The 19,588-nt window shown below is 60.9% G+C and carries 23 protein-coding genes and 2 pseudogenes; 4 read left to right on the top strand and 21 right to left on the bottom strand.

All coding sequences use genetic code 11. The features are described from left to right. Positions 1–86: 86 nt before the first annotated feature. Together ACM6I5_RS04500 and ACM6I5_RS04495 are read left to right on the top strand one after the other, a co-directional pair. A pseudogene (locus tag ACM6I5_RS04500) lies at positions 87–227 on the top strand (DNA-binding protein); the annotation flags it as partial. Next, a pseudogene (locus ACM6I5_RS04495) lies at positions 224–340 on the top strand (PIN domain-containing protein); the annotation flags it as partial. The pseudogenes ACM6I5_RS04500 and ACM6I5_RS04495, both read left to right, overlap by 4 nt. A 29-nt stretch (positions 341–369) precedes the next feature. On the opposite strand, the gene phnN reads toward ACM6I5_RS04495, so the two are convergent. The 11 genes from phnN to ccmA form a co-directional block, all read right to left on the bottom strand. Further along, entirely contained in the window at positions 370–936 is a 567-nt protein-coding gene (phnN, locus tag ACM6I5_RS04490; protein ID WP_414883272.1) for a phosphonate metabolism protein/1,5-bisphosphokinase (PRPP-forming) PhnN, read from the bottom strand. 78 nt (positions 937–1,014) lie between these two features. Continuing rightward, entirely contained in the window at positions 1,015–1,419 is a 405-nt protein-coding gene (locus ACM6I5_RS04485) for a hypothetical protein (RefSeq protein WP_414878528.1), read from the bottom strand. Positions 1,420–1,434: 15 nt separating this feature from the next. Next, positions 1,435–2,634: a c-type cytochrome biogenesis protein CcmI gene (gene ccmI / locus ACM6I5_RS04480; protein WP_414878527.1), complete on the bottom strand. Its 1,200-nt coding sequence runs from the start codon at positions 2,632–2,634 to the stop codon at positions 1,435–1,437. After that, the gene (locus ACM6I5_RS04475; protein ID WP_017337212.1) at positions 2,627–3,100 is read right to left on the bottom strand and encodes a cytochrome c-type biogenesis protein; all 474 of its coding nucleotides are present in this window, start codon (positions 3,098–3,100) and stop codon (positions 2,627–2,629) included. Before ACM6I5_RS04475 ends, ccmI begins: the two co-directional genes overlap by 8 nt. After that, the gene (locus tag ACM6I5_RS04470; protein WP_414878525.1) at positions 3,097–3,633 is read right to left on the bottom strand and encodes a DsbE family thiol:disulfide interchange protein; all 537 of its coding nucleotides are present in this window, start codon (positions 3,631–3,633) and stop codon (positions 3,097–3,099) included. The genes ACM6I5_RS04475 and ACM6I5_RS04470 overlap by 4 nt, the downstream gene beginning before the upstream one ends. Beyond that, positions 3,630–5,618 carry a heme lyase CcmF/NrfE family subunit gene (locus ACM6I5_RS04465; protein ID WP_052909691.1) on the bottom strand — a complete coding sequence of 663 codons (1,989 nt, stop codon included), beginning with the start codon at positions 5,616–5,618 and terminating at the stop codon, positions 3,630–3,632. Before ACM6I5_RS04465 ends, ACM6I5_RS04470 begins: the two co-directional genes overlap by 4 nt. A gap of 3 nt (positions 5,619–5,621) precedes the next feature. Further along, a complete protein-coding gene (gene ccmE, locus ACM6I5_RS04460; RefSeq protein WP_017337209.1) occupies positions 5,622–6,077 on the bottom strand; it encodes a cytochrome c maturation protein CcmE in 456 nt (151 codons plus the stop codon). Next, positions 6,074–6,250 carry a heme exporter protein CcmD gene (gene ccmD / locus ACM6I5_RS04455; RefSeq protein WP_017337208.1) on the bottom strand — a complete coding sequence of 59 codons (177 nt, stop codon included), beginning with the start codon at positions 6,248–6,250 and terminating at the stop codon, positions 6,074–6,076. Before ccmD ends, ccmE begins: the two co-directional genes overlap by 4 nt. Next, entirely contained in the window at positions 6,247–7,002 is a 756-nt protein-coding gene (locus tag ACM6I5_RS04450) for a heme ABC transporter permease (protein ID WP_017337207.1), read from the bottom strand. Before ACM6I5_RS04450 ends, ccmD begins: the two co-directional genes overlap by 4 nt. A 95-nt stretch (positions 7,003–7,097) precedes the next feature. Beyond that, a complete protein-coding gene (ccmB, locus tag ACM6I5_RS04445; RefSeq protein ID WP_017337206.1) occupies positions 7,098–7,766 on the bottom strand; it encodes a heme exporter protein CcmB in 669 nt (222 codons plus the stop codon). Continuing rightward, positions 7,763–8,398, bottom strand: coding sequence for a cytochrome c biogenesis heme-transporting ATPase CcmA (ccmA, locus tag ACM6I5_RS04440; protein WP_414883271.1), 636 nt, complete (start codon positions 8,396–8,398; stop codon positions 7,763–7,765). Before ccmA ends, ccmB begins: the two co-directional genes overlap by 4 nt. Positions 8,399–8,595: 197 nt before the next feature. Between ccmA and ACM6I5_RS04435 the strand changes: the two genes are divergently transcribed. Next, on the top strand, positions 8,596–10,170 hold the full coding sequence (locus ACM6I5_RS04435) for a flagellar hook-length control protein FliK (protein WP_414883270.1): 1,575 nt from the start codon (positions 8,596–8,598) through the stop codon (positions 10,168–10,170). After that, positions 10,167–10,496, top strand: coding sequence for an EscU/YscU/HrcU family type III secretion system export apparatus switch protein (locus ACM6I5_RS04430; protein WP_017337203.1), 330 nt, complete (start codon positions 10,167–10,169; stop codon positions 10,494–10,496). The genes ACM6I5_RS04435 and ACM6I5_RS04430 overlap by 4 nt, the downstream gene beginning before the upstream one ends. 62 nt (positions 10,497–10,558) lie before the next feature. Here the strand turns inward: ACM6I5_RS04430 and ACM6I5_RS04425 are convergent, their stop codons facing one another. The 10 genes from ACM6I5_RS04425 to ACM6I5_RS04380 all read right to left on the bottom strand — a co-directional run bounded on the left by ACM6I5_RS04425 (position 10,559) and on the right by ACM6I5_RS04380 (position 19,530). Continuing rightward, positions 10,559–10,951 (bottom strand): DUF2802 domain-containing protein, encoded by a 393-nt coding sequence (locus ACM6I5_RS04425; protein WP_017337202.1) that lies wholly within the window; start codon positions 10,949–10,951, stop codon positions 10,559–10,561. After that, positions 10,952–11,437, bottom strand: coding sequence for a chemotaxis protein CheW (locus ACM6I5_RS04420; RefSeq protein WP_008024622.1), 486 nt, complete (start codon positions 11,435–11,437; stop codon positions 10,952–10,954). It lies immediately after the preceding gene. Positions 11,438–11,510: 73 nt separating this feature from the next. Continuing rightward, positions 11,511–12,389, bottom strand: coding sequence for a CheW domain-containing protein (locus tag ACM6I5_RS04415; RefSeq protein WP_017337201.1), 879 nt, complete (start codon positions 12,387–12,389; stop codon positions 11,511–11,513). Between the two features lies 1 nt (position 12,390). Further along, complete coding sequence (locus ACM6I5_RS04410) at positions 12,391–13,179, bottom strand: ParA family protein (protein ID WP_017337200.1); 789 nt, start codon at positions 13,177–13,179, stop codon at positions 12,391–12,393. 39 nt (positions 13,180–13,218) lie between these two features. Next, positions 13,219–14,109: a flagellar motor protein MotD gene (gene motD / locus ACM6I5_RS04405; protein WP_017337199.1), complete on the bottom strand. Its 891-nt coding sequence runs from the start codon at positions 14,107–14,109 to the stop codon at positions 13,219–13,221. A 15-nt stretch (positions 14,110–14,124) separates the two neighbouring features. Next, complete coding sequence (locus ACM6I5_RS04400) at positions 14,125–14,865, bottom strand: flagellar motor protein (RefSeq protein ID WP_017337198.1); 741 nt, start codon at positions 14,863–14,865, stop codon at positions 14,125–14,127. Next, positions 14,865–15,995, bottom strand: a complete 1,131-nt coding sequence (locus ACM6I5_RS04395) for a protein-glutamate methylesterase/protein-glutamine glutaminase (protein ID WP_017337197.1) — start codon at positions 15,993–15,995, stop codon at positions 14,865–14,867. The genes ACM6I5_RS04400 and ACM6I5_RS04395 overlap by 1 nt, the downstream gene beginning before the upstream one ends. Before the next feature lie 50 nt (positions 15,996–16,045). Then, positions 16,046–18,292 (bottom strand): chemotaxis protein CheA, encoded by a 2,247-nt coding sequence (locus ACM6I5_RS04390; RefSeq protein WP_017337196.1) that lies wholly within the window; start codon positions 18,290–18,292, stop codon positions 16,046–16,048. Between the two features lie 55 nt (positions 18,293–18,347). Continuing rightward, positions 18,348–19,136 (bottom strand): protein phosphatase CheZ, encoded by a 789-nt coding sequence (locus ACM6I5_RS04385; RefSeq protein WP_017337195.1) that lies wholly within the window; start codon positions 19,134–19,136, stop codon positions 18,348–18,350. A 22-nt stretch (positions 19,137–19,158) separates the two neighbouring features. After that, positions 19,159–19,530 carry a chemotaxis response regulator CheY gene (locus tag ACM6I5_RS04380; RefSeq protein ID WP_003183998.1) on the bottom strand — a complete coding sequence of 124 codons (372 nt, stop codon included), beginning with the start codon at positions 19,528–19,530 and terminating at the stop codon, positions 19,159–19,161. Positions 19,531–19,588 lie beyond the last annotated feature (58 nt).

Below are 19,588 nucleotides of genomic sequence, written 5' to 3'. Positions count from 1 at the left end.
GTTATCTTTACTCAAGCACAAAAATCCTGATCACGACGTTCGGTTGTTTTACGAAGTGTGATTGCCGCCAAGATAGAGCGTTTGTGGAGGATGCCTACCCCAAAACCGGCAAGCACCGACGTGTGCACTTTGCCGATTTGATGGACTATAAAACCCGGCGCAACATTGCCAGCGAGCAAGCAATGAAGCTTCTCGCCGAGCAGGCACAAGCGTTAAGGCGTGCGTGACGGGTCACGAAGATTTGATAGAAGGATTAACGTTGCCCGATATGGACGATCGCCATGTGCTGGCGGCAGGCATTCGCTGTAACGCGAGCGTCATCATCACTTTCAATCAGAAAGGCCATGCTCTGATCAATGCCCTACAAGATCAAATGCATAGGTCGGGCTTGCCGATGCAGGTCAGCAGGCTTTCGACGGTTTGCTCCAGCGATCCGGAATTGTCGAGCACGTGCACGCTCGGTTCCTCCGCCAACAGGCGCTCACTGAAATGGGCATTACGCGCCAGCCGCTGATCGATCTCGGCCTCCGACTCACGTCCGCGCGCCAACAGGCGCTGACGCAACACCGCCTGGTTCACAGTCAGCAACAGCACCCACACGTCTGGATAACGTTCACGGGTTTGCGGCAAATGCGCACGCGAACCGTTGACCATCACGTCGTCCCCCGCCGCCAGCCACTCGTCGATTTCCCGCGGGATGCCATAAGCCAGGCCATGAGCCTGCCAGCTGAGGGCAAATGCACCCTGGGCCCGCATCTCGGCGAACTGCTGCAGGCTGACGCCCAGCGCCGCCTCCCCGGCCGCTTCCGCGGAGCGGGTAATGACCCGCCGCACGATACGACAGCCGCGTTCGGCCAAGCGCGTTCGAGCGGCATCCAGCAGGCTGTCCTTGCCCGAACCTGAAGGCCCGATGAGATAGATCAACCTGCCGGACATCAAAACATCCTCTTCGCTTGTCGCCTGCTGGACCACAACGCCCACAAAAAAGGCGACCCCCGAAGGGTCGCCTTTGCGTTACTGCCCGAATTGCCGTCCCAACCCACCCGGCACGCCATGGATATCCGTCTCTTCCCAAGGCCCGTTCGGGCTGATCGACCGGCTCCAGCCATTGTCGAAGCGATAATACGTGCGCTGGCGGTAGAAGGTATTGGTCTGGTCATCCAGCACATAAACACCAAGCTTGGGATCCCAATGGCTGTTGCCACCCGGCGGCGGCGCGAAGCTGGCGGAGGTGCGTGGCAGTGGCTTGGCAGGTTTGGCCGGAACGCTCGGCTTGCTAGGGGTCGGCGAGGTAGACGGCGTGGGCTTGGGCTGCGAGGGCGGAATCGGCGGCAGCGACGTCGGCTCCGGCCGCTGGACCGCGCACGCGCTTAACCCCAGGACCAGACTGAGCAGGGTGATACGAGCGATAGCGGTCATGGTTGCGTTTTCCTGTTATTTGTCCGGACTGTCGATGGTCAGTTTTTGTGGCGCGGTGGTGCTGCTGGCCAGCGGCTGGCTGCGACCGATCCATTCGCCGGCAGTCGGTTGGCCGGCACGAGAGATGCGCGCAACCAGTTGGACTTCAGGGAAGTTCGACAGTTTCAACTGCGGCATCATTGCGTCGGCATCGCCCAATTCGACAGTCGCCGGCAAGTCAGCCACGGTCAGGCGCTTGGCGGCCAGTGGCGCCGGCGGGCCATTGGTGGCGCGAGCGAAGATGAACACGCTGTCACCCGGTTGAACCTTTGCCTTGAGCGCTGGCGCCAGATCGACGCTGACTTTGATCAGTGCCGACTTGACCGCAGGCGCCTGGGCAACCTTGCCACCGCTGGCTTCGAGTTTTTCAGTGGCGCGGGCAATACCGCCTTGCAGCGCCGCCCGGGAGTTGTCGTCCGGCGGCAGTTGCGCCAGCAGACGATTCCAGTAGTCGATGGCATCCTGATAACGCGCGCTTTCAAACGCGGCAATGCCGAGCAGACCCAGGCTGGTGACTTCCTTAGGATCGGCTTTCAAGGCTTCGTCGGTGAGGGCCTGAACCTTGTCCGACCACTTCTTGCCGTCGGCGAAGTATTGAGCCTGCGCCCATTGCCCGAGCAATTCCGGCTGACGACCGGCCAGGTTCACCGTGCGTTCGAAGATCTTCGCCGCATCGCCAGGACGATCCTGTGCCATGTAGGTCCGACCGAGGAAGTACAGGCCTTCTGCCGAATCCGGTTGAGCCGCGACGGCGCGCTCCAGGCGACGGGTCATCTCTTCCATCGACTGCGGTGCCTGAGAGAATTCGCGAGTCAGCTCGACCTTGTCGCTCGCCCCGAAATGCAGATACAGCCCAAGCCCTAGTACCGGCACCAGAATCGCCGCCAGCAAGGGCAACGGTTTGCCCAGGCGCGCCACGCGCGGTGCCTCGACGCCTTCAGTGTCGGCGAGCAACTCTCGGGCAGCTTCGGCGCGACCGGTTTCCAGTTGCGACGCGTTGAGCACACCCTCTTCCTGCTCGGTTTGCAACTCGGCCACGCGCTCCTGATACAGCGCGACGTTCAGGGCCGTACGATCTTCTTCCAGCTGAGCGCGACGGCCGCGCAGAACGGGGATCAACAGAAAACTCAGGGCAACCAGAAGCAGCAGACCTGCAGCGAGCCAGAAATCAATCATTCTTGGTTTTATCCAACAAGTGGTCGAGGCGCTCGCGCTCCTCGGCAGAAAGCGCGTCCGGGCTGTCGGCGCGTTGCACGCGACGACGGCGGACGATCACGGCGATGATCACAAAACCACCCAGCAACAGGCCGGCCGGGCCGAACCAGAGCAAGGCAGTCTTGGCGTTCAGAGCAGGTTTGTAGCGGACGAAATCACCGTAGCGATCGACCATGAAGTCGATGATCTGCTGATTATCCTTGCCTTCGCCCAACATGCGGAAAATCTCTTTGCGCAGGTCGGCGGCGATCGGTGCGTTGGAATCGGCAATGTCCTGATTCTGGCACTTGGGGCAACGCAGCTCTTTGGTCAGCTCGCGAAAACGCTCGCGGTCGCCTTCTTTGGCAAACTCATAGGTGTCGATGGCCGCGTGTGCCACGCCAGCCATGCTCAGCCCCAGCACAACAGCAGCTATCCAGCGCTTCATGGTTTGGCCTCGTCGACCAGCGCCTGATACTTGGCCGCCAGTTTTTCGCGCCAGACCTGTTCGTCGATCACACCGACGAACTTGTCGCGGATGATGCCCTTGGCATCAATGAAGAAGGTTTCCGGAGCGCCATACACGCCAAGGTTCAGGCCCAGCGTGCCCTCGTCGTCGCGGATGTCCAGTTGATACGGGTTGTGGAATTCCTTCAGCCACTTCAAGGCGTCCGCGTTGACGTCCTTGTAGTTGATGCCGTAGATCACCACGCCCTTCTCGGCCAGTTTGTTCAACACCGGGTGCTCGACCCGGCAGGAAATGCACCAGGTGCCCCAGACGTTGACCAGCGCCGGTTTGCCCACGATGTCAGCCTTGGTCAGGGTCTTGTCGCCCTGCACCGCTGGCAGGGAAAACTCAGGGAACGGCTTGCCGATCATTGCCGAAGGCAGCTCGGCCGGGTCCAGGTACAGACCGCGATAAAGGAACACAGCCACCACCAGAAAAATCACCAGTGGCAACAGCATCAACCAACGTCTCATGCAGTCGCTCCCGACATGCCCAGTGCTTCGCGCACGCGGCTTTTTACCTTGACCCGATAACGCCGGTCCATCGCCGCCAACAACCCGCCGAGCCCGGTGAGCAAACCGCCGAACCAGATCCAGCGCACGAACGGTTTGACGTGCACGCGCACGGCCCAGGCGCCATCGCCCAGCGGTTCGCCGAGTGCGACGTAGAGGTCACGGGTGAAACCGGCGTCGATCCCGGCTTCGGTCATCACCGAGTTCTGCACGGTGTACAGGCGTTTTTCCGGGTGCAGCACGCTGATTTCCTTGCCGTCGCGGATCACCCGCACGGTGCCTTTGTCGGAGGTGAAGTTCGGGCCTTCGAAGTGTTTGGCACCTTCGAACACGAACTGGTAACCGCCCAGGTCCATGGATTCGCCCGGCGCCAGGCGCAGGTCGCGTTCAGCACTGTTCTGGCTCGACAGCACGACACCGAGTGCGCACACGGCGATGCCCAAATGCGCAATTTGCATGCCCCAGTAGCTGCGGGTCAGGGTCGGCAGGCCTTTGATCAAGCCTTTGTGTCGCGTCTTGTCGAAGATGTCGCGCACGCCGGCCAGCAACACCCAGGCCGCGAGCATGAAGGTCGCGATCACCGCCCAGTTGAAATCGCCGTAAGCGACGCCAGCCACCACCGCCAGTGCGGCACTGCCGAGCAGCACCGGGGTCAGCATGCTCATCAGCCATTTGACCGGAGTGTCTTTCCAGCGCACCAACATGCCGACCGCCATCACCACCATCAGCAACGCCATCAACGGAATGAACAGTGCGTTGAAGTACGGCGGGCCGACCGACAGCTTGGCGCCGGTCATGGCATCGAGGATCAGCGGATACAAGGTGCCGAGCAGGATCATCGAAGCCGCCACCACCAGCACCAGGTTGTTGCCCAGCAACAGGGTTTCCCGGGACCAGAGGTTGAAGCCGACATGGCTTTTCACCACCGGCGCGCGCAGGGCAAACAGCGTCAGCGAACCGCCGACCACAAACAGCAGGAAGATCAGGATGAACACGCCGCGCTCCGGGTCCGAGGCAAAGGCGTGAACCGAGGTCAACACGCCGGAACGCACGAGGAAGGTTCCCAGCAAGCTCAGCGAGAAGGCGGCGATGGCCAACAGCACGGTCCAGCTCTTGAACACGCCACGCTTTTCCGTGACCGCCAACGAGTGAATCAACGCGGTACCCACCAGCCATGGCATGAACGAGGCGTTTTCCACCGGGTCCCAGAACCACCAGCCGCCCCAGCCGAGTTCGTAATAAGCCCACCACGAACCGAGGGTGATGCCGATGCCGAGGAAGGCCCAGGCGACGATGGTCCATGGACGCGACCAGCGCGCCCACGCCGCATCAAGACGGCCGCCCAGCAGCGCGGCGATGGCGAACGCAAACGCTACGGAGAACCCGACATAACCCATGTAGAGCATCGGCGGGTGGACGATCAGGCCGATGTCTTGCAGCAACGGATTGAGGTCGCGACCGTCCGCTGGAATTTGCGGGAGGATGCGGGCGAACGGGTTGGAGGTGAGGATCAGGAACAGCAGGAAACCGGTGCTGATCATGCCCATCACCGCCAGCACGCGGGCCAGCATCACTTGCGGCAACTGCCGGGAGAATACCGACACCGCGAAGGTCCAGCCACCGAGGATCAACGCCCACAGCAGCAACGAACCTTCGTGCGCGCCCCACACGGCGCTGAACTTGTAGTACCACGGCAATGCGCTGTTGGAGTTGCTGGCGACGTAGGCAACGGAGAAGTCGTCAGCCATGAATGCGTAGGTCAGGCAACCGAAGGCGAACAACAGAAAGGCAAACTGGCCCCAGGCGGCCGGCTGAGCCAGGCTCATCCACAAGCGGTCGCCGCGCCAGGCTCCCAGCAACGGCACCACGGCTTGAACCAGCGCGAAACACAGCGCCAGAATCATCGCCAGGTGGCCCAATTCAGGGATAAAGATTCCGGATGTCATCAATTAGCCCTCTTTTGCTGGAATGGGTGCCGACTGGCCGCTGTCTTTCAGGGCCTTGGTCACTTCCGGCGGCATGTATTTCTCGTCGTGCTTGGCCAGCACTTCGTCAGCCACCACCACGCCGTCGGCGTTGAGCTTGCCCAGGGCGACGATGCCCTGCCCTTCGCGGAACAGGTCCGGGAGGATGCCGCGGTAGCTGATGGTTACGGACTTGTTGAAGTCAGTCACGATGAACTTCACGTCCAGCGAATCGCCGGAACGTTGCAGCGAACCTTTTTCGACCATCCCGCCGGCACGAATGCGCGTGTCTTGCGGCGCTTCGCCATTGGCGATTTGCGTCGGTGTGTAAAACAGGTTGATGTTCTGCTGCAGGGCGCTCAGGGCCAGGCCGACAGCAGCGCCGACACCGACCAGGATCGCGAGAATGATGATAAGACGCTTTTTGCGCAGCGGATTCACTTGCCGTTCTCCCGGCGCAGTCGACGCGCCTCTTGTTGCAGATAACGCTTGCGGGCCAGGACCGGCGCCGCCACGTTGAGGGCCAGCACCACCAGGCAGATGCCATAGGCTGACCAGACATACAGGCCATGATGGCCCATGGCGAGAAAGTCGCCGAATGAAGCAAAACTCATCGAGCGGCCTCCAGACTGTTCTGTACTTCTGCCTTGACCCAACTGGCGCGGGCTTCGCGCTTGAGCACTTCAAGGCGCATGCGCAGCAGCAGTACCGCGCCGAAGAAACAGTAGAAACCCAGCGCCGTCAGCAGCAGTGGCAGCCACATCTCGGCCGGCATAGCCGGTTTTTCGGTGAGGGTGAAGGTCGCGCCCTGGTGCAGGGTGTTCCACCACTCCACCGAGTACTTGATGATCGGGATGTTGATCACGCCGACAATCGCCAGCACCGCGCAGGCCTTGGCTGCGCTGTCACGATTGCTGATGGCGTTGCCCAGCGCAATGAGACCGAAGTACAGGAACAGCAGAATAAGCATGGACGTAAGTCGCGCATCCCAGACCCACCACGAGCCCCAGGTCGGCTTGCCCCAGATCGCGCCGGTGACCAACGCCACGGCGGTCATCCACGCGCCGATGGGGGCCGCACATTGCAGGGCGACGTCAGCCAGCTTCATCTTCCACACCAGCCCGACGATCCCGCAGACCGCCAGCATCACGTAGATGGACTGCGCCAGCATGGCGGCCGGAACGTGGATATAGATGATGCGAAAGCTGTTGCCTTGCTGGTAGTCAGGCGGCGCGAAGGCCAGCCCCCAAACGACGCCGACGCCGATCAGCAGCAACGCCGCGACGCTCAGCCATGGCAACAGTTTGCCGCTGATGCCGTAAAACCATTTGGGTGAGCCGAGCTTATGAAACCAGGTCCAGTTCATTACTGTTTCCATCACGGGTGCTACTCGCCATCACGAGTAGCGAAGGGTCTGCCTTTCTTACAAGAAAGCGATCAAAAAATGATCAGACCTCATTATTATTCGCCGACGCTGATCTTCAGGCCAGCAGCTATTGCAAAAGGTGTAAGGGTTATCGCCAAGGCGGTCAGGCTACCAAGCCACAGGAGATAACCGGTCGCCGGCATTCCCTGCAAGGCCGCCTGCAAGGCGCCACTGCCAAGAATCAACACCGGGATGTACAACGGCAGAATCAGCAGCGCCAGCAACAGGCCGCCACGCTTCAACCCCACCGTCAGGGCGGCGCCCACCGCACCGAGCAGGCTGAGCACCGGTGTACCGAGCAACAGGGAAAGCAGCAACACCGGCAGACAGGCGGTTGGCAAACCGAGCATCAACGCCAGCAGTGGAGCGAGCAAAACCAGTGCCAGACCAGAGAATGCCCAGTGTGCCAGTACCTTGGCCAAAACCAGAAGAGGCAGGGGGTGCGGCGAAAGGACCCACTGTTCAAGGGAACCGTCTTCGAAATCACTGCGGAAAAGCCCGTCCAGCGAGAGCAAAACCGATAAAAGGGCCGCGACCCAGACCAGTCCCGGAGACAAGGTTTGCAACAATTGAGACTCGGGACCGACCGCCAACGGGAACAGAGCAACCACGATGGCGAAGAATACGAGCGGATTGGCCAACTCCGCCGGACGGCGGAACAACAAGCGAGCCTCACGGGCGACCAACAGGCCGAAAACACTCATACGGCCCAGTTCCCCAGATCAATGTCGCGATAGCCGACCGGCATCCGGGTCAGCGTGTGGTGAGTGGTCAGCACGACCATACCGCCACGCTCACAGTGCGCGGCCAGGTGCTCTTCGAGTTGCGCAACGCCTTGCTTGTCGAGCGCGGTGAACGGCTCGTCGAGGATCCACAGCAGCGGACTGTCCAGGTACAGACGCGCCAACGCCACACGGCGTTGCTGGCCGGCGGACAGGGTGTGACAGGCAACATCTTCGAAACCACGCAGTCCGACTGCGGCAAGCGCGGCCCAGATGGCTTCATGGGAGGCCGGTCGATGCAGGGCGCAGAGCCAGCTGAGGTTTTCTTCCGGGGTCAGCAAATCCTTGATGCCGGCGGCGTGACCGATCCACAGCAGGTTGCGCGCCAGTTCACTGCGCTGTTCGTTCAACGGTTGGCCGTTGAGCAGTACTTGACCGGTGGTCGGTTGCATCAGGCCAGACAGCAGACGTAAAAGGCTGGTTTTGCCGCTGCCGTTGGGGCCGCTGATTTGCAACATTTCGCCACTGGCCAGTGTCAATTCGAGATTTTCGAAGAGCAGCCGAAGGTCTCGCTCACAGGCGAGGGCAACGGTTTGCAGGACAGGACTGGTCAAGAGATCACGGGCCTTTTGCGGTTCAAGTCGGCGGCGGAGCGGCCGCTAAAGAGATGCAGCATAGATGCATTGGCGGCCTGTTCTAGAGAGCTGCGTCAAACAATTGCAATGTTTTCGCCACTCTCCGAAAGACGGGCGGCATTATACATGCCATGCCCTACTCTAAAGAGGGCAATTTCCTCAGGTTGTGACCGCGTATGACAGGCGAAATGAACATCCTCCCGCTACCACCGACCACGCCCGCGACGTCACGTCCGCAGGTGGTGAGTGGCGATTTGCTGAAGCTGCTGACGCCGATGGAGGGCCTGATCACCGCCGGGCAATCCGCCAAGGCCGAAGTGCTGTCGCTCAAGCAGGCGGATCAGACCTTTCAACTGTTGCTCAAGGTCACCCTCGAAAGCGGCCGTCAGACCACGGTTCAGGCCACCAGCAGTCAGCCGCTGCCTCAGGGCACGAACCTGGCGATCACCCAGCCATCGGCGAGCAACCTGGCCATCACCGTGCAACAGGCCATCGCCTCCAGCGTTGCCACCCTCACCCGCCTCGACACGGCACAACTGCCGGTGGGCACCTTGCTGCAAGGCAAAGTGCTGACTTCCCAGGTAATGCCGCAAGTGCCGGGGCAGCCGACGGTGTTTCGTTCGCTGGTGAGCCTGCTCAACACGTCACTGAGCGGCAATACCCTGAGCATCGACAGCCCGACGCCGTTGCGCATCGGCACGTTGTTGAGCGCGCTGGTGCAAGACACCCAGACCCTGAAATTCGTCCCGCTGAGCAATCGGCAGGAACAATTGGCAGTCACCCAGCAACTGGTCAGCCAGCAAAGCCGCCAGGGCTCGCTGGACGGATTGCTCAAACTCTTGCAAAACCTGCCCGCCACGAATCAGACCTCCAGCGATCTGCGAGCCGCGGTGGACAAGCTGCTCGCCGGTCTGCCGGACGTTCAGCAACTGAGCACGCCCAAAGGCCTGGCCCTGGCATTGGCCAATAGCGGCCTGTTTCTCGAGGCGAAACTGCTCACCGGGCAAAATCCGACACTGGCGCCAGACATGAAAGGCGACCTGCTCAAGCTGATCGCGCAACTGAGCCAGGGGCTGCCGGCCAATACCAACCTCAACGCGATCATTGCTGCCAATACCCTGGCCCAGACGATGCCGAGCTTCGTGCGCAGCGCCCTCGGCATGCTCGGTCAGGTCAGCGCCAAACCGCAGCCGACCGGTTTCCCCCTGCCCGAGCGTTTCCTGCAAAGCCTGGACGGCGAAGATGATCTGGAGCACTTGCTGCGGTTGGCCGCCGCGGCAGTCTCACGCCTGCAAAGCCATCAACTGTCTAGCCTGGAGCAGACCGGCGTGACGAACGACGGTCGGCTGATGAGCACCTGGCAGCTGGAAATTCCGATGCGCAATATGCAGGACATCGTCCCGCTGCAGCTCAAGTTCCAGCGCGAGGAAGCCCCCGAAAAAGATCAACCCAATGAGCGCCGTGACGAACGCGAGCCCAAGCAGCAGTTGTGGCGCGTGGACCTGGCCTTCGACATGGAGCCGCTGGGCCCTCTGCAGATTCAGGCACAGCTGATTGGCGGCAGCCTGTCCAGCCAGCTGTGGGCCGAGCGGCCCTACACCGCCAGCCTGATCGAGAGCAATCTGGCCAGCCTGCGCGAACGCTTGCTGGGGTCCGGCCTGAACGTCGGCGATCTCGATTGCCACCACGGCACACCACCCCAAGGGCCGCAAACCCGTCTCGAACAACGCTGGGTCGACGAAACCGCATGAGAAATTCCGATACGCCACGCCAGGCCATCGCCCTCAAATACGACGGCACCCACGCCCCGACCCTCACGGCCAAGGGCGACGAAGAGCTGGCGGAAGAAATCCTGAGGATTGCACGCGATTATGAAGTGCCGATTTACGAGAACGCCGAGCTGGTGAAATTGCTGGCCAGGATGGAGCTGGGGGACAGTATTCCGGAGGAGTTGTATCGGACGATTGCCGAGATCATTGCGTTTGCATGGAATCTGAAGGGCAAGTTCCCGCAGGGGCATGATCCGAGTGCGTTGATGGTCGAGAAAGACATCACCGAGCGCGGGGATGATTATTGATGTGTTGAATGCAAAAGATCGCAGCCTCTTTGCACTCGACGAGGCTGCGATCTTTTGATCTGTCAGTTCTTGTGCAACTTGCTCATCAACTCCGCCTCAGCCTGGGTCAACCCGCAGGACTGAGTCAGTTCATCGACGCTCGCGCCCATTCCGACCAGGCGTGCTGCCTGGGCGAACGACAGGCTCGACGGGTCGCGCTGCTCAAGCTGAGCCAGCTTGTCCGGCAACGGCCCGACGACGGCGCGCAGCTCGTGCAGGTCTTCACCCATGCGCACATTGCCGCTCTGATAGTCGTCAACGCGCTTGGCCAGGTCCTTGATGCGCTGATCACGCAGCGCATCGCCCTGGGCCTGTTGCGCAGCGATCTGCCGCTGGCCCCGAATATACGCCAGAAACATCGCCAGCGTGCCTGCCCAGAAAAGGAACAGGACAATGACCGCAACCTCGAGAATCAATCAGATACTCTCCAGTTCCGACCATTCTTCTTCGCTCATCATCTTGTCCAGCTCGACCAGGATCAGCAATTCGTTGTTCTTGTTGCACACGCCTTGAATGAACTTGGCGGACTCTTCGTTACCCACGTTCGGCGCGGTTTCGATTTCCGACTGACGCAGGTAAACCACTTCGGCCACGCTGTCGACCATGATGCCGACCACTTGCTTGTCGGCTTCGATGATGACGATCCGGGTGTTGTCGCTGATCTCGGCATTCATCAGGCCGAAGCGCTGACGGGTGTCGATCACGGTGACCACGTTACCGCGCAGGTTGATGATGCCCAGCACATAGCTCGGGGCACCCGGGACCGGGGCGATTTCGGTGTAACGCAGGACTTCCTGAACGCGCATCACGTTGATGCCGTAGGTTTCATTGTCCAGCTTGAAGGTTACCCATTGCAGGATCGGATCTTCGGAACCTTTTGCAGACGACGCCTTATCATTCATACCCTGACCCCTCGAAAAACCGCCCTAGCGGTGTGTGTTCGGTGCGATGGCAAGTCACTTGCCCCGCGTGTTGTTATGTCGGTTTGTGGTTCGGCTTGCTGCCGCTCATGTGCTTTGCCCCACCGCTGGCGATCAGCTCGGCCAGTTCGGATACGTCAAGCAACGCACACATGTGTTCAATCACCGTGCCCGCCAGCCATGGCCGTTGACCACGGTGACTGCGCCACTTGATTTCGTTCGGGTCCAGGCGCAACGAGCGGCTGACCTGATGCACCGCCAGCCCCCACTCGTAGCCCTGAACCGAAATAACGTATTGCAGGCCCTGACGGAAGTCATCGCGATAGCGGTCGGGCATGACCCAACGGGCGGTATCGAGCACTTTCAGGTTGCCCGCCTGGCTCGGCAGGATCCCGAGGAACCATTCAGGCTGACCGAACAGCGGCGTCAGCTCCTGACCAGCCAGGGAGTAAATCGAGCCCAGGCACACCAGCGGCACCGCCAGGGTCAACCCGGCGACATCGAACAACAGACATTCGAACGGCTCGGCGGCCCAGGCAGGACGACCGTCGGTTTCCACCGGTGGCGGCGTGTTGCTCGGTGGCAGATGGACTTCGACGATCGGTGGCACCAGGGCTTGCAGCAGCGGCGCGATGGTCGAGACGGGGGCCAGAACCGGCGCCGGCGCCTCGATCAGTGCCACCGGGGCTTTCACCACAGGTGCTGCGACCGGAGCGGCAACGGCTGTCGGTTTCTCAGCCGGTTTTTGCGCATCACGAGCCTGCTCTTCAAGCACCGCAGCCTGGAACTCGTCCAGCGCCGCTTCAACCTCGACCACCTCGGGAATCGCTTCGATTTCCGGCGACAACTCCTCGGTCGCGTCCATCAGCAAGCTGTCCAGATAGGACTGGAGCGCAAGTTGCGGACGGGACGTGATTTTTACCGGGCGATTCATCTCACGCCACCTGCGCAACGGATTGCTGCGTCAGCATGTGCTTGAGCAGTGCGCGATAGGCCAAAACGCCGCGGCTCTTGCCGTCGAATTGCGAAGGCGTCACACCGGCGCGGCTGGCGTCACGCAAACGCGTGTCCACCGGAATGTAGCCTTGCCAGATTTCTTCGGGATATTTGTCGCGCAATACCCGCAAGGTCCCGAGCGAGGCTTGCGTGCGCCGATCAAACAGGGTCGGAACGATGCTGAATGCCAGCGGCTGTTTACGTGAGCGGTTGATCATCGCCAGGGTGTTGACCATGCGCTCCAGGCCTTTGACGGCCAGGTGCTCGGTCTGCACCGGAATCACCAATTGCTGACTGGCCGCCAAGGCATTGACCATCAGCACGCCGAGCAACGGCGGACTGTCGATCACGGCGTAATCGAAGTCCTGCCACAGTTGCGCCAGGCTCTTGGCAATCACCAGGCCCAAACCACTCTGGCCCGGCGACTGACGCTCAAGCGTCGCCAGCGCAGTGCTCGACGGCAACAGGGAAATACTCGCGTGACTGGTGGGCAACAGCAACTGACCGGGCAAGCCTTGCGGCACGCTGCCCTTGTGCAGGAACAGGTCGTAGCTGCTGTGCTCCAGGCTGTCGGGGTCGTAACCGAAGTAGCTGGTCATCGAGCCGTGGGGGTCGAGATCGACCACGACCACGCGCTTGCCCGCCTCGGCCAGCAACCCGGCTAAAGCGATAGAGGAAGTGGTTTTACCAACACCACCCTTTTGATTGGCAACGGCCCAGACTCTCATTCGGATTGTTCCTCCCGGTCGACTCGACCGGGAAATAGCTCAACGTATTAATGCGGGTGACGGAGAATTGACGGCGTTCTCTCGTCCCGGCGACTTGACCGGTGCAGGTGCAGTTTGTGTGCCAGCGCGCTTCAACGCGGCATCCGGTTGCGCATGGGCGGTTCCGGTGCCGGTGAGGCTGCGGCGTACATCGAGATTTCGTGACACGACCAGCACCACGCGACGGTTGCGCGCCCTGCCTTCCGCCGTGGCGTTGTTGGCCACCGGCTGGAATTCGCCATAACCCACCGACGCCAGCCGACCCGGATTCACACCCTGCATCGCCAGCATGCGCACGATGCTCGCCGAACGCGCCGAGGAAAGTTCCCAGTTGGTCGGGTACTGCGCGGTGCGGATCGGTTGATCGTCGGTGAACCCTTCGACGTGAATCGGGTTGTCGAACGGTTTCAGGATCGCGGCGACTTTATCGATGATGTTGAACGCCATGTCGCTGGGCATGGCGTCGCCACTGCCGAACAACAGGCTGGAATTGAGTTCGATCTCGACCCACAGCTCGTTACCGCGCACGGTCATCTGATTGGAGCTGATCAAGTCGCCGAACGCGGCGCTGATGTCATCGGCAATGCTTTTCAGCGGATCACTGGCCCCGGCAATGCCGGCGTCGACTTGCTCGCTGTCCTTGACCAACGGCTTGGCCGGGGTCACGGTTTTCGGTCTTTCTTCACCGATGGGGATCGGCTTGAGCGCGCGATCCGAATCGGTGAACACGCCGATCAACGCTTCCGAAATGATCTTGTACTTGCCTTCGTTGATCGAAGAGATCGAGTACATCACCACGAAAAAGGCGAACAGCAACGTAATGAAGTCGGCGTAGGAAACCAGCCAGCGCTCATGGTTTACATGTTCTTCAGGTTGCCGGCGACGAGCCATAGTCCATTACCCCCATCAATCCATGAAGCCTTGAAGCTTCAACTCGATAGAGCGAGGGTTTTCACCTTCGGCGATCGACAGAATGCCTTCCAGCAACATTTCGCGATAACGCGATTGGCGCAATGCAACGGATTTGAGTTTGGCGGCAATCGGCAGCAGCACCAGGTTGGCACTGGCCACGCCGTAGATCGTGGCGACGAACGCCACGGCAATGCCGCTGCCCAGCTGCGACGGATCGGCCAGGTTGCCCATCACGTGAATCAGGCCCATCACCGCACCGATGATGCCGATGGTCGGCGCGTAGCCGCCCATGCTTTCGAAGACTTTGGCGGCTTCGATGTCACGGCTTTCCTGGGTGTAGAAATCCACTTCCAGAATGCTGCGAATCGCTTCCGGCTCGGCGCCGTCCACCAGCAGTTGCAGGCCTTTGCGCGAGTAAGCGTCGGGTTCGGCGTCGGCCACCCCTTCCAGACCGAGCAGACCTTCCTTGCGGGCGGTCAGGCTCCAGTTCACCACGCGATCGACGCCGCCGGCGAGGTCCACGCGCGGTGGGAACAGGATCCAGCCGAGAATCTGCATGGCGCGCTTGAAGGCGCTCATCGGCGATTGCAACAGCGCAGCGCCGACGGTCCCGCCGAGCACTATCAACGCCGCCGGGCCGTTGGCCAGCGCGCCGAGGTGACCGCCTTCAAGGTAGTTGCCACCGATGATGGCGACGAACGCCATGATGATCCCGATAAGGCTGAGTACATCCATCAGATACACGCCTCGACCAGGTGCTTGCCTATGTCGTCGAGGCCGTACACCGCATCGGCGAGTTCGGCTTTGACGATGGCCATCGGCATGCCGTAGATCACGCAGCTGGCTTCATCCTGAGCCCAGATCGAGCTGCCGCCCTGCTTGAGCAGACGCGCACCTTCACGACCGTCGGCGCCCATGCCGGTCAGTACGACCGCCAGAACTTTGTCACCGTAGGACTTGGCGGCAGACCCAAAGGTGATGTCCACGCACGGCTTGTAGTTCAGACGTTCGTCGCCCGGCAGGATTTTCACCGCGCCACGGCCATCGATCATCATTTGCTTGCCACCCGGTGCCAGCAGCGCCAGGCCCGGACGCAGGATGTCGCCATCCTCGGCTTCCTTGACACTGATGCGGCAGAGCTTGTCCAGGCGTTCGGCGAAGGCCTTGGTGAACGCCGCCGGCATATGCTGGATCAACACGATCGGGGCCGGGAAGTTGGCCGGCAATTGCGTCAATACACGCTGCAGGGCAACCGGGCCGCCGGTGGACGTGCCGATGGCAACCAGCTTGTAGGCTTTGCGTTTCGGCGCGGGCGACGACGGTGCGTGCGCAGGCGCACGGGCCGGGATCGGTGCCGGGCGTGCCGGCGCGTTGCTGCCATAACTGCCGACGCTGGAGGGCGCTGGGGTCGGGGCTGGCGCGGCGACCGGGGCTGGTGCCGGCGCGCTGTAAGCGCTGACACGACGGTTACTGCGCGAAATGCTGAGAATCTTCTCGCACAGCAGTTGCTTGACCTTCTCGGGATTGCGCGAGATGTCTTCGAAATTCTTCGGCAGGAAATCCACCGCGCCGGCGTCCAGCGCATCCAGGGTCACCCGGGCGCCTTCATGCGTCAGCGAGGAGAACATCAACACCGGTGTCGGGCAGCGCTGCATGATGTGCCGCACTGCCGTGATGCCATCCATCATCGGCATCTCGTAGTCCATGGTGATCACGTCCGGCTTGAGGGCCAGCGCCTGATCGATCGCCTCTTTTCCGTTGGTTGCCGTGCCGACAACCTGGATATTCGAATCCGCTGAAAGAATTTCCGAGACGCGGCGGCGGAAAAACCCCGAATCGTCCACCACCAGGACCTTGACTACCATAAACACTCCGTTAGGCGGGGGCGAGGCTCAGTCGCCCCGCTCCCCCAGAATCAAATACGCCGTGCGGCGTAACGCTTGAGCATGCTCGGAACATCGAGAATCAGCGCAATGCGGCCGTCACCGGTGATGGTGGCGCCGGACATGCCCGGAGTTCCCTGGAGCATTTTGCCCAATGGCTTGATGACCACTTCTTCCTGGCCGACCAGTTGATCGACGACGAAGCCGATCCGCTGGGTGCCCACCGAAAGGATCACCACATGGCCTTCGCGCTGCTCTTCGTGAGCGGCGGAGCTGACCAGCCAGCGCTTGAGGTAGAACAGTGGCAACGCCTTGTCCCGCACGATCACCACTTCCTGGCCGTCCACCACGTTGGTGCGCGACAGGTCGAGGTGGAAGATCTCGTTGACGTTCACCAGCGGGAACGCAAACGCCTGGTTGCCGAGCATGACCATCAGCGTTGGCATGATCGCCAGGGTCAACGGCACCTTGATGACGATCTTCGAGCCTTTGCCCTTGGTCGAGTAGATGTTGATGGTGCCGTTGAGCTGGGCGATCTTGGTTTTCACCACGTCCATGCCCACGCCACGGCCCGACACGTCGGAGATCTCGGTTTTGGTCGAGAAACCCGGTGCGAAGATCAGGTTGAAGCAATCGGACTCGCTCAGACGGTCCGCCGCATCCTTGTCCATCAAGCCTTTCTTCACCGCGATGCCGCGCAACACGTCGGCGTCCATGCCCTTGCCGTCATCGGAGATGGACAGCAGGATGTGGTCGCCTTCCTGTTCAGCGGACAGGATCACTTTGCCGCTACGCGGCTTGCCCATCGCTTCGCGGTCAGCCGGCTCTTCGATACCGTGGTCGACCGAGTTGCGCACCAAGTGGACCAGCGGGTCGGCCAGTGCCTCGACAAGGTTCTTGTCGAGGTCGGTTTCTTCGCCGACCAGCTCCAGGTTGATCTCTTTCTTGAGCTGGCGAGCCAGGTCGCGAACCAGACGCGGGAAGCGCCCGAAGACTTTCTTGATCGGTTGCATCCGGGTCTTCATGACCGCGGTTTGCAAGTCAGCCGTGACCACGTCGAGGTTCGACACGGCTTTGGACATGGCTTCATCGGCGCTGTTGGCACCCAGGCGAACCAGGCGGTTACGCACCAGTACCAACTCGCCCACCATGTTCATGATTTCGTCGAGGCGCGCGGTGTCGACCCGCACGGTGGTCTCGGCTTCGCTGGCCGGTTTTTCCGCCGGCGGCGCGGACGGCGCACGGGCTGGGGCCGGTGCAGCAGCGGCAGCAGGCTTCGACGCTTCGGCTTTTGGCTCGGGCGCCTTGGCGACAGGTGCCGGGGCTTTGGCGACAGGCGCGGCTACCGAAGAAGCGGCAGAACCGGTACCGACTTCGGTGAACTTGCCTTTACCGTGCAATTCGTCGAGCAGCGATTCGAACTCGTGGTCCGAGATCAGATCGCTGCCGGCCGCTTTAGCGGTAGGCACCGCGGCGGCCGGGGCCGAAGCAATGGCCGACTCCAGCGCGTCGACGGCAAAGCTGCCCTTGCCGTGCAGTTGATCGAGCAGTGCTTCGAACTCGTCGTCGGTGATGTCGGAACTGTCGCCTGCCGCTTTCGGGGCAGCCGGTGCGGCGGGGGCTGCAGGTGCCGCCACCGCGTCGACGGCGAACTGGCCTTTGCCGTGCAATTGATCGAGCAACGACTCGAATTCTGCATCGGTGATTTCGTCGCTGGCTGCTGCATCCGCGGCAGGCTGCGCAGCCGCCACCGGCGCCTCGGCCTGAGCCTTGACGGCGTTCAGCGAGTCCAGCAGTTGTTCGAATTCGTTATCGGTGATGTCGCCTGATTCGGCTTCGGCAGCCGGTTCTTCCACCACTTGAGCCACAGGTGCGGCTTCATCGGCGGTTTGCGGCTCGGCCAGACGGGCCAGGGCCGCGAGCAATTCAGGCGTGGCAGCCGTGATCGGGCTGCGTTCGCGGACTTCGCTGAACATGCTGTTCACCGCGTCCAGCGCTTCGAGTACCACGTCCATCAATTCCGAGTCGACGCGACGTTCACCCTTGCGCAGGATGTCGAACACGTTCTCGGCGATGTGACAGCACTCCACCAGCTCGTTGAGCTGGAGGAAGCCGGCGCCCCCTTTTACAGTGTGAAAACCGCGAAAAATTGCATTGAGCAAGTCCGCATCATCCGGTCGGCTTTCAAGCTCGACCAGCTGTTCGGACAGTTGCTCTAGAATCTCGCCGGCCTCAACCAGGAAATCCTGAAGGATCTCTTCATCGGCGCCGAAGCTCATTAAGGGGGTGCTCCTAACAGGTCTAAAAACCTAAAAAACCTAAAATTCTAAATTTCTAAAATCCCAGGCTGGATAGCAAATCGTCCACATCGTCCTGACCGGACACAACGTCTTCTCTTTTATCGGCATGAATCTGCGGACCTTCACCCTGAGAGAGATGTTTTTGCGGATCTTTTTCAGCAAGCATCGCTTCACGGTCATGTTCGATGCCCGCAAAGCGGTCCACCTGACTGGCCATAAGCACGAGCTTGAGCAGGTTGCTTTCAACTTCGGTGACCAATTGGGTCACGCGCTTGATCACTTGACCTGTGAGGTCCTGATAATCCTGAGCGAGCAGAATGTCGTTGAGGTTGCTCGACACTGCGCGATTGTCCGCGCTGCTGCGTGTCAGGAAACCGTCGACACGCCGAGCCAGTTCGCGGAACTCCTCGGCCCCGACTTCGCGACGCATGAACCGCCCCCAATCCGTGCTCAGCGCCTGAGCTTCATCGCTCAGGCTGTTGACCAGCGGTGTGGAGTTTTCGACCAGATCCATGGTGCGGTTGGCTGCAGCCTCGGTCAGCTTCACCACGTAGCCCAAGCGCTCAGTGGCATCCGTGATCTGCGACACTTCCTCGGCTTGCGGCATGTGCGGGTCAATCTGGAAATTGACGATCGCGCTGTGCAGCTCGCGGGTGAGCTTGCCCACTTCCTGATACAGGCCGCGGTCACGGGTCTGATTGAGCTCATGGATCAGTTGCACAGCGTCGCCGAACCTGCCTTTTTCAAGGCTTTCGACCAATTCGACCGCGTGTTTTTTCAGGGTCGATTCAAAATCGCCCTGTGAAGATTCGTTGTGGTCCATAGCTCCCCCGTGGCGCAGTTTCTCAACCGATGCGTTCGAAAATCTTCTCGATTTTTTCTTTTAACGCCTGGGCCGTGAAGGGTTTGACCACATAGCCGTTAACACCGGCCTGGGCCGCTTCGATGATCTGCTCGCGCTTGGCTTCAGCGGTCACCATCAGCACTGGCAGGTGCTTGAGCTTTTCATCGGCGCGCACGTGGCGCAGCAGATCGATGCCGGTCATGCCAGGCATGTTCCAGTCCGTTACCAGAAAGTCGATGCTCCCGCTGTTGAGAACCGGAATGGCAGTAGTGCCATCGTCGGCCTCCACCGTGTTGGTGAACCCAAGGTCACGCAACAGGTTTTTTATGATCCGCCGCATCGTTGAGAAGTCATCAACGATGAGGATTTTCATGTTCTTGTCCAATTCGACCTCCAAGCAGTCTTAAACGCGCCCAGCACCTGGACGCGCC

Origin of the sequence: Pseudomonas sp. IT-P171, assembly GCF_949767765.1 — a bacterium.
Classification (GTDB): domain Bacteria; phylum Pseudomonadota; class Gammaproteobacteria; order Pseudomonadales; family Pseudomonadaceae; genus Aquipseudomonas; species Aquipseudomonas fluorescens_B.
This window is presented reverse-complemented; position numbering and strand designations above follow the sequence as displayed.